At 49.6% G+C, this 14,784-nt stretch carries 9 protein-coding genes; all 9 read left to right on the top strand.

What is annotated here, in order from left to right; translation table 11 throughout:
- Positions 1–8 precede the first annotated feature (8 nt).
- The 9 genes from ACJJJA_RS11485 (at position 9) to pbpC (ending at position 14,778) form a co-directional block, all read left to right on the top strand.
- Positions 9–725, top strand: coding sequence for an ABC transporter ATP-binding protein (locus ACJJJA_RS11485; RefSeq protein WP_444900848.1), 717 nt, complete (start codon positions 9–11; stop codon positions 723–725).
- Entirely contained in the window at positions 722–3,157 is a 2,436-nt protein-coding gene (locus ACJJJA_RS11480; RefSeq protein ID WP_444904674.1) for an ABC transporter permease, read from the top strand. The genes ACJJJA_RS11485 and ACJJJA_RS11480 overlap by 4 nt, the downstream gene beginning before the upstream one ends.
- 89 nt (positions 3,158–3,246) lie before the next feature.
- Positions 3,247–4,143, top strand: coding sequence for an alpha/beta fold hydrolase (locus ACJJJA_RS11475; protein WP_444904673.1), 897 nt, complete (start codon positions 3,247–3,249; stop codon positions 4,141–4,143).
- A gap of 190 nt (positions 4,144–4,333) precedes the next feature.
- The gene (locus ACJJJA_RS11470) at positions 4,334–4,651 is read left to right on the top strand and encodes a heavy metal-binding domain-containing protein (RefSeq protein ID WP_444904672.1); all 318 of its coding nucleotides are present in this window, start codon (positions 4,334–4,336) and stop codon (positions 4,649–4,651) included.
- A 243-nt stretch (positions 4,652–4,894) separates the two neighbouring features.
- Positions 4,895–5,773: a S1 family peptidase gene (locus ACJJJA_RS11465; protein ID WP_444904671.1), complete on the top strand. Its 879-nt coding sequence runs from the start codon at positions 4,895–4,897 to the stop codon at positions 5,771–5,773.
- Positions 5,774–5,820: 47 nt separating this feature from the next.
- On the top strand, positions 5,821–6,279 hold the full coding sequence (locus ACJJJA_RS11460) for a nuclear transport factor 2 family protein (RefSeq protein WP_444904670.1): 459 nt from the start codon (positions 5,821–5,823) through the stop codon (positions 6,277–6,279).
- 581 nt (positions 6,280–6,860) lie between these two features.
- Positions 6,861–7,019: a hypothetical protein gene (locus ACJJJA_RS11455; RefSeq protein WP_444885062.1), complete on the top strand. Its 159-nt coding sequence runs from the start codon at positions 6,861–6,863 to the stop codon at positions 7,017–7,019.
- A 269-nt stretch (positions 7,020–7,288) separates the two neighbouring features.
- Complete coding sequence (locus ACJJJA_RS11450; protein WP_444904669.1) at positions 7,289–12,415, top strand: alpha-2-macroglobulin family protein; 5,127 nt, start codon at positions 7,289–7,291, stop codon at positions 12,413–12,415.
- Entirely contained in the window at positions 12,412–14,778 is a 2,367-nt protein-coding gene (pbpC, locus tag ACJJJA_RS11445; protein ID WP_444904668.1) for a penicillin-binding protein 1C, read from the top strand. The genes ACJJJA_RS11450 and pbpC overlap by 4 nt, the downstream gene beginning before the upstream one ends.
- Positions 14,779–14,784 lie beyond the last annotated feature (6 nt).

The raw sequence follows: 14,784 nt of genomic DNA, 5'->3' as shown, positions 1-14,784 counted from the left end.
AGTTCGCTATGTCCAAGCCAATCCTTCATATGGCCGGGATCACTAAGGTGTTCAGCACCGAAGAAATGGAAACTCACGCCCTGCGGGGCGTTGACCTGAGTATTTACTCGGGGGAATTTGTTTCTATCTGCGGCCCCTCGGGTTGCGGTAAATCCACACTTCTCTCGATTCTCGGCCTGCTGGATCTCCCCACCAGTGGCAGCTACCAGATTGAAGGCACTGAAGTCGCTCAATTGACGCTAAGTGAGGCGGCGACAATTCGTAACGAGAAAGTAGGCTTTATCTTCCAGTCCTTTAACCTGATTGACGAGCTTTCTGTCTACGACAATATCGCCCTGCCCCTGCGATACCGACGCAATCCCATTCCCAAGTCTGAAGCCGACAAAAAAGTGAAACACTGCCTGGAGAAGGTGGGGATGAGTCACCGGGCCTCTCACAAACCTAATCAGTTATCGGGTGGCCAACAGCAGCGAATCGCCATAGCCCGGGCGCTAGTTGGCAATCCATCCCTGCTACTGGTGGACGAGCCCACCGGCAACCTGGATTCCCACAATGGCGATGCGGTAATGGAAATGCTGCGGCAGCTCAACAATGAAGGGACCACCCTGTGTATGGTGACCCATGATCCTCGTTACGCTGACATGGCCAGCCGCCAATTGCATCTGCTGGATGGAAAAATCTCAACGCCGCAGCCCATAAAAGAGCCCCATGAGATGGCCCTATGATCACCACAAAGGACCTGTCCATTGCCCTCCAGTCCCTCAATCGGGCGCGGAGCTACGCCACCACTATTATTTTAACCCTGGGTATCACCCTCGGCGCCCTGGTAACACTATTTAATCTCAATTACCAACTGTTAGCCGCACCCCTACCCTACCCGGACGAAGATCGGCTGTATGTCGTGAATGGTAATCTCTACCAGAACAAGCAGCTGCGGCTGGAAAACAACAGCCAATACCCCGCCCTGGTTGAAATCTATAAAAACGACAGTTTCTTCGAGTCCAGCGCCCTGGTGTACTTCTGGGAAGATGTGGTCCGCAATTTATCCGGATCACCACGGGTTAATGTTTCCTATGTCTCTCCAGAATATCTCCAGCTGGCTGGAGCACCCCTGGCCCTGGGCAGACAATTTAATGCCGATGAAGGGCTCGACAACCGAGTCCCTGTGGCGGTTATCAGCTATCAAACCTGGGAGCAGATGTTCCGGCGCAACCCAAATGTCTTGGAGCAAAGCCTGCAATTTGGGGAGGTGGACTTTCGCATTGTCGGCGTCACTGCCAAAGACTTCATTGAACCCCAGATCTATAAACAGGGCCGACAAACGGCGGTCTGGCTACCCTGGGACTTTAACGATACACAAGTAGAGCGCAGAAATAATTGGAGAGGCTTCTTGCCTTTCCGCATGCTCACAGGGAAGTTGAAGCCGGGCATTGACCCCACCAGCGCAGGGCATGAATTGAGCACATTAATGGATGCCCAGTATCAAGCTGCCCTAGCGGGAAGATCCTCTTCGGTAGAGAGGTCCGTTGAATACCGACTCACCCCCTTCGCTAATAAAATACTTGGCGACAGCGCCACACGAACCCTAATGGTTATGGGCGGTACACTGGTGCTCCTGTTAATTGCCTGCGCCAATGTTACCAATCTGATTCTTTCTCGCGCTGCCAAACAACAACGCAATATGGCGATACAGGTCGCGTTGGGCGCACACAAAAAACATATCTTTTTGGCCCTGCTGTGTGAAATCGGCCTACTAATGTTAGGGGCAGCATTACTTTCTCTACTTTTAGCCCTGGGATCGACGGAAGTATTAAAGGTGATGGCTACGGAACAAATTCCTCGCATTCAAGAGCTCACCTTAAACTGGCAGACACTGGTTTTTGCACTGTTGTGTGCCTTACTGCTCGCCCTATTCTTCTCAGCCATAGTCAGTCGCCAGGTTAATTACCGCGCACTGAATCAAATGCTGCAGAGCAGCGGCAAAGGCTCCGGTGTACAAATTTCACCACTGATCCGCAAAGTCCTCATCAGCAGCCAAGTGGCGATGACTAGCTTACTTATCGTCGCCAGCTTGCAGATTTTCCTGCAAGCTAACCGACTGATTAACCAGCCCTTTGGCTTCCCCTTGGACAACGTTCAAGTGATGACTCTGAATATCGGCAATCTTAGGAGCGCCCCCACTACCGAACGAGAGAGTTACCTGAAGGCCATCAGGCAGAGATTGCTGGAGCACCCTAAAGTACAAAATGCCAGCCTGAGCTTAAACACTCCTATCTCTATCAGCCGGCCACTCTGGACCACATCCCTGAGTCATGATGCCAGCCGACAAAACCCGGTGATGGCCAAGACCACAGTAGTCGACGAAAACTACCTTTCCATTTTGCGTATGCCACTGGTAGCTGGCCGCCATATCAATGCGGCTGAGTTTTCCGATAACAATCGCATGATGCTCGTTAACGAAACCCTGGCCCAGCAGCTGGAACCCGATGGAGAAGTATTAGGCAAGCGCTACTACTGGCGAGGTGATTTGCCCTACCAAGTGGTCGGTGTAGTGCGTAACGCAAGCCTGCCAGGCAAAAAGGAACCCGCCCGCTTATTTGTGCGCGGTATCAACGTGAGCTATCCCCTACTCGTACTCAGACATAAGCCTCACCAACCGCTCAGCACCACAGAAATCAATCGGGAATTTGCCGTAGTAAACAGGCAGTACAAAGTTTCCGAGCTATTCTCCCTGGAGCAGGCGCGAGACCTACTCCTAAGCAATGACCGAGTCTCAGTTTGGGTAACCACCGCCCTAACATTACTGGCACTCAGCCTCGCTGCCATCGGTATCTTTGGAGTGCTCAGTTACAGTGTACAACTGCGGCGCACTGAGCTTGGCGTGCGCATGGCAATCGGCGCCCGCCCAGCGACGATTTTCTATCACACCCTGATCGATAGCCTGATTCCCGTAGTTATCGGTATCGCTGTAACGACTTTGGTAGTGGTCCCACTGGCACTTTGGCTTGAGCAAAGCGAGTTCAGCATTGAAACCAGCCTCTGGGGCTGGCTGCTGCCACCACTGCTTATTATCGGCCTGACCGCCTCGGTTACCCTGCTTTCTGTATGGAAAATAATCAACAAGCCCGCGATTTACGCATTGCAAGGAACAAGATAAATACTTTCCATCTGATAGCCGCTGCTTGAGGTTGCGCGCTCATCGTGCAATCTTTACAGCAAGTACAACAATAAGAAATGGAGCAGCCAATGCAACCTCAGCAATGGTTATCAAATGGAAAGATATTTGATTATCAAAACCACCAACTCTTCTATGTCGATAGCAACCCAAGCTGTCGACATAAACCAGTACTGCTTTTGATTCACGGTTTTCCAACCAGTAGTTATGACTGGCAAAAGGTATGGACCCAACTGACAGAGCACTATCGCTGTATTGCTATGGATATGCTGGGCTTTGGCTATTCAGACAAACCCAAACAACATAACTACAGTATCCACCAGCAAGCTGATTTACATGAAGCTCTTCTGCAACATTTAAACATCAACAAGGTCCACCTGTTGGCGCATGACTATGGGGATTCCGTAGCACAGGAGTTACTCGCCAGAGCCAACAACGGCGGCACTACAGGGTATATCTCGGTATGCCTGCTGAATGGCGGTCTATTCCCAGAAACTCATCAAGCTCGCCTCGTGCAGAAACTCCTGCTTTCTCCTATTGGCTCTCTAATCAATAAACTAATGCGCTACCAGCAGTTTTGCCGCAGCTTCAGTGCCATTTTCGGACCAGAGACAAAACCCTCCGACAGAGAATTGCGAGACTTGTGGCAAATTCTCCAATATAAGAATGGCAACCGGCTCCTCTATAAACTGATCACCTACATGTACGACAGGCGCAAACATCGTCAGCGTTGGATCGACGCGCTAAACCAATACCCTGGCCCCCTACTGCTAATCAATGGCTCATTGGACCCAGTTTCAGGGAAACATATGGTGGATCGATTTCGTCAATTGATAGATCGGGCAGCAGACATTATTGAACTGGAAAAAATTGGGCACTATCCGCAATGGGAGGCGCCTGATCATGTGGTAAGCGCGTACTTAAATTTCGTAGAGACGGAGAAAAAAGAGCATTTAATGCTTTCTTGAATATCCTAGATAGTTCTCTATTGCGATCACGATGGCAAGAAGCTGGATATCAAAATCCAAGTCTAATTCCAAGCATCCCCAATAATAAGGCGTATTTTTAGTTTCATCAAAATGTAATACTTTCTTCTTTTCAAGGCATGTCCCATGCAATCATAGTAAGAACCATACCAAGCAACATTAAGAACGTATTATGATCTACTCAACCACTGAAATCGTACCAGGACATGAAATTAAAGAGATACTCGGAGTGGTTACCGGTAACGTTGTTCAATCCAAGCATATTGGTCGTGATGTTATGGCGGGCTTAAAGAGTATCGTTGGCGGTGAGATAAGAGGCTATACAGAAATGCTATCCGAAGCCAGAAATAAGGCCCTTCAACGGTTGATTGATAGTGCCCAGCAGAAAGGAGCCGATGCCGTAGTAGGTATCCGATTTTCAACAAGTGCCATTATGGAAGGGTCTTGTGAAATGATGGTCTTTGGGACTGCCGTCAAACTAAGGAAGTGACATCCCCTAACCTACAATTAGTGCCTATTTTGAAAGATTCCGTAAAATATAGCTTTTACTGCTAGTTAGCTTCAATTCAGGGATACGAGGTTCCGAAATTAAATTCAATGGAGCCTCTAATTTACAGCCCAATATCTGGCGATAGGATTCACTAGTGGCAACTAGGCTAAGGCCTCTACGTCAGATCTAATTTTTTCAGACATCAATGATCTATATAACCAATTACTTACAGAAAGATCGCTCATGATACGCACAACTAAATATCTTTTTCTTTCCTTCCAATTAGTATTAACACCTGTGGTAACAGCAATAACCATTCGCGATGATGTGAGTGAATCAAGATACCGTATCGATGCCTCTGAACTCCCCGCACTTGTAGATTTACCGGGAGAAGGACACGGTGTACTTATCTCCCCAGAGTGGATTGCGACAGCTGCGCATGCCGTTACTTGGCAACACTGTATTGAAGAGGTCATCATTAAAGGCACTTCCAGAAGTATCGATAAGCTGGTGATACACCCCGGCTACAAGAAGATACCTCAAAGGATGATTGATGAGGCACTAGAAACGGGAGATGCCAGTGAAATTGAAGCATTATTGGCCACATCCGATGATATTGCCTTAATTAAACTCTCTCAGCCTATCATTGATGTTAATCCGGTAGGAATTTACCGTGAAAGTGATGAGCAAGGAAAAATAGTAAAGCTGATCGGAAAAGGAGCAACGGGTACAGCTGACCTCGGCCATGACCCCAAAGGCCCCAATCGAACAGAACTCCGTAGAGCATTTAACATAATCTCATCAACTCAAAATCGTTGGCTTGGCTATGACTTTGATCAGGCCCCAAGTGCGTTGCCACTTGAAGGTATGTCTACAAATGGCGACAGTGGCGGCCCAGTACTAATTGAAATTGATGGCCAGTGGTTACTCGCAGGACTCACATCCTGGAAGCACGCGGAAAACGTTGATATACGAACCTTCCGCCCTGGCACCTATGGCCAGACTTCCTATTCCATTCGCTTAAGTCATTATGCAAGCTGGATTGACGCAATGATTTCTAATGATTCATCTACTCAGCAATCTGTCAAAGCAGAATCTGAAAGCTCATCAACTAACCAATAAACCGTTATTCTACAAACCCCACAATAAAAGTTACCCAAGAAAATATTATGTACAAATTTATACCTTTAATCCTATTAACTTTTTTAACTTCATATGTATATGCCAATTCCGCCGAGGACAACACCAAAATACGCAGGGCCGTACTCGATTACATTGAATCACAACAAAAAGTTGAACCAAGCCTAATGGAAAGAGGTTTAGATACGAAACTAGCCAAGCGAACCTACTGGAAATCCAAGGACGGCTCAGAATTCATCATGGAGACAGACTATGAAATCATGGTTTGGTTGGCCGAAAACTACAATAAGGAAGGCGATAAATTTACAGAGTCCCCCAGGGTTGATATCAACATACTTGATATTGATAACCGTGTAGCCTCGGTAAAGCTTACAGTCGATGATTGGATTGATTATATGCACTTATATAAGAATGAAAAAAATGACTGGAAGATTATTAACGTTCTCTGGCAGTACCATGATACGAAAAGACATATTAACAAGAAATGAACTAGATATTAAAAATACTTTGTAGGCTTCCCACACAAATAGATAATACTTCTTAAGAAGTTCTTATTCATAAAAAAATATCCCCATAAGTTTAATATGGATAAGTGCTAGAAAAAGTAGCAGCGAATACCATAAAAAATGATGACTATTTCAAAAATCTGTCTTTGTCTTATAGCAAGCTCAATATCAATTCTTATTGCCACTATGGAATACTGGCTAGGCCTAGATGGTAGCGAGTTGTTTCTAGCCAGAAGTGTTTCAGCTATGGTATCTGTCGGGCAGAGCAACCTAATTTATCCAGAGCCGACTTTGGTTGCTGGCAATGGCGGTATTACAGAAGTTCGAGTCATCTTCATGGCGCTGTGTCTATCGACTCTCCTGGCCTTAGGCTCATTTGTATTGGCCACGGTTAATAGAATCAAACATGGTTCCTACAAACTCTATCTACCTTTAGCATTCTGCTCTGTAGTTCTATGCCTAAGCATTATTTATGTTGGGTTTCGGTCTGGCATTCAGTATAGTCTTTGAAGTGTGCCAAGCTTGAGCCTGTGCCCACACACAACACAAAAAGGAGCACCAAATTGAAGAGGATCACCGTCGCCCTACTATTCTTACTAGCAGCCATTGCCTGCTATGTATTTGGTGTGCCTGTTGGCGGGGCCTTTTTTCTCGCTTTGGGTGTTGTTTTTGAGGGGATCTTTTGGGTAAAACTGTTCAAACGCAAGAGAAAGTCAGCCTAATAATTAATATCTTGTTATTTCTACCTAGTCAAAGACGTGTTCACAGTTTAGTCGAGCCTAAGCGACCCTACTTGCGCGACTTCTTTTAGCAATAACGAACCATATTCTCCTATTGCCGATATCTCCTTGGCTCCTTATCCCACCTTCGCTAATACTCATTACCAAGCTCAATACCCTTACTAACTCACATTGAGCAATACGAAAGCTTGAGACAACGTTCAAGACCAACTAAATTGTCCGCCACTTTCTTTACCAACTAGGAAATATCCATGTTCCCTCACCGCTTACCGCGTTGGATTGCGGTCATTCTTCTCTGTCTTGTTGCTATAGCCTGCACGCCTGAGAAGCCAGAAAAGCTGAGCGAGCCCTCTACTAAAAAGGCATCTACCCATGGGGCACTCAAAAGCGGTGATGAAAATTCAAAGGAAGAAACACCCCCATTAGTCTCTGCCCCAAAGGCTAGTGTTAAAGAGGCTAGTAGTGAGACTGGATCAACAACTTCCGATACCAAACCCCTAAGCAAGTCCAGTGAAGAAGCTCCTTCGCAGGCTTCTACTTCCAACAACGACACGATGCCGCTGGTTGCGGATTCAACGGAAAGTGCTCTTACGGTGCTCCATATAGGTGAGCGGGTCTACAAAGATGCGCGAGCTATTGCGGTGATCTTTTCTGAGCCACTGCTGGGGAATGCCCATTTTGGTTCTTACCTAACCCTCACCCAGGAAAATGGTGAAGATGTCGATGGGGGCTGGGTTTTATCTGACAACCAGAAGATCCTTTACTTCACCAATATCGAGCCGAATACACGCTACAGTGTAGCGATACACCCCGGCCTGCCCAGTAAGGATGGATTCGAGTTACGAAAGTTAAAGAAGGAAACTGTTCACACCCGGCGTATCGAACCCAGTATCAGCTTCTCCAGTAACGGCAGTATATTTCCAGTTACGGTAACACCTGGCTTGCCAGTGACTGCCGTCAGCATTGAAGCGGTGCAAATCCATTTTCACAGAGTGAAGCCTGAACACTATTCCGCCTTCCTTAGTCTGGTCAACAATCAGTCTCTGAAGTACTACTACCAGTTAAGGGCTCTGAACAATGTTGCTGAGTTAGTCTACAGTGCACATTTTGATCTAACCCAAGAAAAATATGTTCAGCGAGACTTCGATCTCTCCATAGGCCATATTGAACCATTAAAGCAGCCAGGCATTTATGTTGCTGTCATGCAGCCGGCCGGTGTATACAACACCAATCTTTTCGATGTCACCCACTTTTCTATTTCCAACTTGGGCTTACATGCCCGTTACTACCCGGAAAACATTGACCTCTATGTTTCCTCTCTGGATGAGGGTCAAGCATTGAAAGGCATCCAGGTGGAGCTACTGGATAACAAAGGAGGACTGATCAAGCAGCAGACGACCTCCAAAGAAGGGCATGTTCGTTTTATGCTCAGCCAGGAGCAGGAGGACTCCCAGCGCTTCTTTGTTGCGCGAGACCCAGATACAGGCCATTTCTCTCTGTTGGACTTGCGCGAACCGGCGCTGGACCTGTCGGACTTTCAATTAGGCCAACGCCCTTCCCGGCCGATGGAATTCTTTATCTATGGTTCCCGGGACTTGTATCGTCCCACAGAATCTATCCAGGTTAGCGGCCTGCTACGCAATTACGATGGGCGCTATTTAAAAGACCTGCCAATCAAGGCGCAATTGATTAAACCCGATAACACCAGTGCCCGCTCATTCACCTGGCACGCCAGCGCGCCGGGATACTACGAGAAGCTGCTTCCCCTACCTCAAAATGCTCCGACGGGTGACTGGCGCCTGGAAGCCGAGTTGGCTGATGGACGCAAAGTGCGCTACCCGTTCAAGGTGGAGGAGTTTCTACCGGAACGTATGAAGCTGGTACTACAGGATGGTGAAGAGCGCAGCCTGGTTCAGGGGCACGATAAAGCCTTGGAACTGGAAGTTGAAGGTAGCTATCTGTACGGTGCTCCGGCCGCCAACAACCGCTTGGAAACTCTGGTACAAGTCAGCCACTACCGGGAACCCTTCCCTCAATGGGAAGGGTTTTTGTTTGGGGACGCCACTGAGCGATTGCCCGCGCGCCAGTTTAATGCATCCACCATTGAGCTGGATGCTGAAGGGCTTGGCAAATTACCGCTGCGATCCCGTTGGAATCACGCGAAGAGCCCGCTGAAAATTAATCTGGTTTCGAGCCTGTTCGAGTCCGGCGGCCGCCCCGTAACTCGGCAACATCCCGTTCTGGTTTGGCCCGAGCATCCAGTAGTCGGCATTCGCCCTAACTTTGGCAAGGAGAATCCCTCGGCCAATAGCCGACCGGAATTCGAAATTGTTGTAGCCGATGCACTGGGTGAACCCGTCATAGGTCGCAACCTCAATGCGGTATTAATCTCAGAGGATCGTCAATATTTTTGGGAGTACTCCGCTAACCAGGGTTGGCACTATGAATACTCCACTGCCGAGTTCGAATCTTTCAGCCGCCAACTGCATTTTAATGAAGAGACTCCCCTAAAGCTCACGGTACCAGTGGAATATGGCCACTACCGTCTGGAAATTACCGATACTAATAGCGGAGCCACCAGCAGCCTGCGCTTCCATGCTGGGCGCGACTGGTATTACTGGTGGCGTAAGGACCAAGTAGCGAAAGGCCAGGCAGCCCGCCCGGATACCGTGGCTTTATCTTTAGATAAACCCAAATACGCACCTGGAGATTTAGCACAGCTCACTATAGTGCCACCGGCAGACGGTGAAGCGCTGGTGTTGGTAGAGAGCGATCGATTGCTGTGGTCCGAGCGTGTATCGGTAGAGAAATCGGGCACCAAAGTTGAAATTCCCATTTCAGCAGACTGGGACAGTCACGATACCTATATTTCCGTAACTGCACTACGCCCGGCCGATAAGAATGAGCGTATCGCCCCTAATCGCGCTTTCGGACTGGCTCATTTGCCACTGGACCGGGAAGCCCGACGCTTGCCTGTGCGCCTGGAAGCCCCGGCACGCGCCCTGCCCGGCTCAGAGATAGAAGTCACCGTAATCACGGACCTGGACTCCATCGGCAAAAATGGCGGCGCAGCCTGGACCACCTTGGCAGCGGTAGATGTGGGCGTGCTCAATATCACCCGCTTTGAAACACCAGATCCCTTTGAAGCCTTTTTCGGCCAGCGCCGCTATGGTGTCGATGTCCGCGATATCTATCACCGAATTATTGAGTCTGGTAATGGCAAGCTGTTGGAGCAACGCTTCGGTGGAGATGCTGAACTGGCGCGTGGTGGAGAAGAGCCTAACTCCGATGTGCAGATCGTTTCGCTATTTTCCGGGCCAGTGAAATTCGATCAGCAAGGCAAAGCGAAAGTTTCCCTTCAGCTGCCGGAATTCAATGGCAGCCTGCGCCTAATGGCGGTGACATTTAGTAAAGAGGGGGTCGGCAGTACTGAAGGAGAACTAACAGTAGCTTCCCCATTAGTGACCCAAGCTGCCCTACCCCGTTTTATGGCTCCCGGGGATAGCAGCACGCTGGCGCTGGACCTCAATAATCTGAGTGGCCGTAGGCAAAAACTAACTGTGGAAATGCAATCTGTCGGTGCAGTAGACATGAAAATGGGGGAGCGCTTATTAGAGCTGGCCGATGGCGAGCGCAAGACTTTGCGCTTCCCAATTACTGCCAAAAACGCCACTGGTGAAGCGGAATTCCAACTGACAGTAAATGGTGCGTTAGATGAAGATGGCCAGGATATCACCATCGAACGCCAGTGGCGCCTGGGTGTTCGCCCGGCCTGGCCCGCCACTACGCGCACCCAACGCCGTCTTCTAGGGCAGGATGAGGGTTTCAGCCCGGATAAGGCTTTCCTGGATTCTCTGATGCCGGACACGGTACAAACATTAGTATCCCTGGATAGCCGCCCGCAATTGCAACTTCAGGACCACCTAGCAAACTTGCTTCGCTATCCCTATGGCTGCTTGGAGCAAACTTCCAGCCGTGTTTATCCACTGGTGATGGCAACGCCGCTACAGCAACAAAAATTGGGCATCGAACCCCTGGACGAAATCGAGCGTGCGAGACGTATCGATGCAGGTATCGAACGTATCTTCAGTATGCAAAAAGGCAACGGCGGTTTTGGCCTGTGGAGTGCGGAATCAGCAGAGAACCAATGGCTCACCGCTTATGTGGCCGACTTACTTCTGCGCGCTCGTGATCAAGGTATTGTGTTCGATAACACACGCCTGGAGTCCACCCTCAAGCGCCTGAAGGAATATGCCCGCGAGCGCGGTAGCTTTTATCAACAGCGCTATAGTAGTGACCCTGACTTTTACGCTTATGCTGCCCGCTCCTATGCCGCCTATGTGCTATCCCGTGTGCAAAAAATCTCGCTCGGCCAATTGCGCAGCCTTTACGAAAGCGGTGCTGACTTAACCCGATCCCCTCTACCACAGTTACATATGGCAATTGCTCTCCAGGCCATGGGCGATAACACCCTGTCTCAAGAGGCCTTACAAAAAGCCCTTTCCATTGAGCGCAAGCGCCTTAGTTACTACGGCGATTATGGCTCTAACCTGCGCGATACTGCACAGATGATCTCCCTATTGCTGGAGCATAATTTGGCTACCGACAAAGCCGAAGAGATGCTGTTTGAAATGGTGAATCTGCTCCGTGAACGGGAGTACCTAAGCACGCAGGAACGAGGCAGTATATTTATGGCCGGCGTTCAGTTACAGCTTAATGGCGGTGAAGATTGGTCTGCTTTATTAAAAACCATTGATGGTTTACGGGAAGTGAATGATGATAATCCACACAATACTCTCTTCCGTGGTCGTGAAGCCGCAGAGGTATTTGAGGTAACCAGCCAAATAGAAAAACTCTTCGCTGCTATTACCATTAATGGTTACAGCAAACAGGCACCTACAGAGGTGATGGATAAGGGCGTTAAAATCACGCGCAGCTACCACAAACTAGACGGTTCAAGTGTGGTGCCGACTCAGGTACGTGAAGGTGAACTCTATCTGGTGCGCTTGCAAATCGACGCGGACCGACGCCTGCCCGATCTTCTCGCAGTAGACCTGCTACCCGCAGGGTTTGAGCTGGAAAACCAGAACCTCGCCGATAGTGTCAAAGTGGATGAGCTTAAATTCGACGGTAAGAGTATCGCCCAATGGCAGGACGACCAGGACAATATACAACACATGGAATTCCGCGATGATCGATTTGTGGCAGCCTTGGATCAATCTGAGTGGAAACCCACCAACCTCTTTTATATCGCCCGAGCAGTAACTCCCGGTCACTACCAGGTACCACCTCCCTTTGTGGAGGATATGTATAACCCTGAACGCTTTTCCATTGGCAAGAACCCAATGGCGCAAGTACAGGTAATCGGCAAGCATTGAAACTGTTAGCCACACTAACAGCTCGATGGAAAAACAGCAGCCGCATGTTTCGCGTGCTGCTGATCTCACCATTCTTTCTTTTAGTCACATTGTTGGCCCTGGATACTATTTTCCCCCTACCTTTGCCTGAAACACATGGTTTTGCGCGGGTAGTGGCTGATCGCCATGGTAAGCCACTGCGTTTCTTCGCTGATAATCGCGGCGTGTGGCGTTACCCCATCACGCAAGATGAAGTAGCGCCACGATTTATCGAGGCACTACTCACCTATGAGGATCGCCATTTTTATCAGCACCCAGGTATCAATCCCTTTGCGCTCGTTCGGGCGGCCAGCCAATACCTTCGCAATGGACATGTGGTCTCCGGTGGCTCCACCCTGACCATGCAGGTAGCGCGCCTGCTAGATCCACATCACAGGACTTTAATCGGTAAGACCAAACAAATGTTGCGCGCCCTGCAATTGGAATGGCATTTCAGCAAGCAGGAAATTCTCGATCTCTACCTCAATCTGGCACCTTACGGCGGCAATATTGAAGGCGTGGAAGCCGCCAGCCGTTTATACCTGCGTAAATCCTCCGCTGATCTCACCCACGCCGAAGCGGCACTCCTTGCAGTATTACCCCAAGCGCCCAGTCGCTTGCGACCGGACAGGTACCCAAATCGAGCACAAAAAGCTCGGGATAAAGTTCTGACCCGGTTACAGGTCTACGGCGTTTGGAGCGCAAACGAGGTCGAGCGCGCGCAGCTAGAAAACGTTTATGCGGAGCGTCTGGAATTTCCACAGAATGCCCCTCATTTATCCCGCTGGCTGGTAGAAAGCATCGGTGATCAAGAGGTGATTAACACCACCATTGACGGCAATATTCAGCGTGGACTGGAGGACTATCTGCGCGATTATATGGAGAGCTATCCGCAGAAAACTTCTGCCGCCGTTATAGTACTGGAGAATTCCGACTTATCTGTACGCGCCTATGTGGGAGCCTCCCATTTCGGTGACAAACGTCGATATGGCTATGTAGATATGGCGAGAGCCACGCGCTCGCCCGGCTCTACTCTCAAACCATTTCTGTATGGACTGGCAATCGATGGAGACCTGATCCACAGCGCCTCCTTGCTCAGTGATGCACCGCGAATTTATGGAGATTACCGCCCAGAGAATTTCCACCGTGGTTTTTCCGGCCCGGTCAGTGCTTCTGCCGCTTTGCAGCGCTCTCTCAATATCCCAGCCGTGCAATTGCTGGAGCACTACGGCCCCGGCCGATTCGCAGCGACACTGGAAAATGCCGGCCTCTCACTACAATTTCCCAGCGGCGGCAAACCTAATCTAGCCATGATTTTAGGTGGCGTTGGCACCCGCCTGGACCAACTCACCGGACTTTATGCAGCCCTAGCACGCGGCGGGCTATCCGCAGCACCCCGCTATTTACCCGAAACTCCACTGCGAGAGCGGTACCTGATGTCTGCAGAGGCCGCCTGGATCACATTTGAGATGCTGGCTTCCAACAGTGGTGGCTCACGCCGCTGGCGCAATCTAGTAAGGCAAAGCAAAGCAGATATTGCCTGGAAAACAGGCACTAGTTACGGCTACCGCGATGCTTGGGCGATCGGTGTAACCCCCAGCTATACCGTAGGAATTTGGGTAGGTCGCCCAGACGGCACCCCCCTCCCCGGCTACTACGGCTCCATCAGTGCAACGCCATTGTTAAACGCAGTGATTTCATCTCTACCAGGTAACAAGCAGCAACGCCTGGCAAGACCCGAATCAATAATCCAAACAGAAATCTGCTGGCCGTTAGGAGGCCAGAAGTCGTTAACCGAAGATGAACTCTGCCACCAACAGCGCAATGCCTGGCTTATCCAGGGCCGGGCGCCCCGAACCCTCCCCCCAAAAGGAGAACCTTTACGTGCTGCACAAACTTACCACTTCTTTGCCAACCAACAGGGCTTGCGGGTAAAACCCAGCTGTATGGACTCCTCTGCTACAAAGAGAAGCCTTGCCCTGTGGCCAAAGGAGCTGGAGTCCTGGTTGCCCACCAACCAAACTCGGCACCAACAAATCCCACCGACAGCGCCCGAATGTAACGCCCCAACCGCAACTACGGGTACCCCACTGAAAATTGTCGGTGCCATCAATGGTAACCAATACCTTCCTACCAGTAACAGCGCTCCTTTACCACGTATAAATCTCAGCGCGATAGGAGGACAAGGGAAACGCTACTGGTTTATCAACGGCGAACCTAAGGATGAAACATTGGGCACTCAAAATTTTGCACTCTCACCACAGAGTGGGCAGCATCAAATTGCAGTGTTGGATGAGAGCGGGAATGTGGATCGGATTGAAATATATGTAGGAATTAACGATTAAATTTAG

This window comes from Microbulbifer mixtoriginis (SeqCode) (assembly GCF_052466865.1).
The sequence above is the reverse complement of the archived record's forward strand: the minus strand, read 5'-3'. Positions and strand labels throughout refer to the sequence as shown.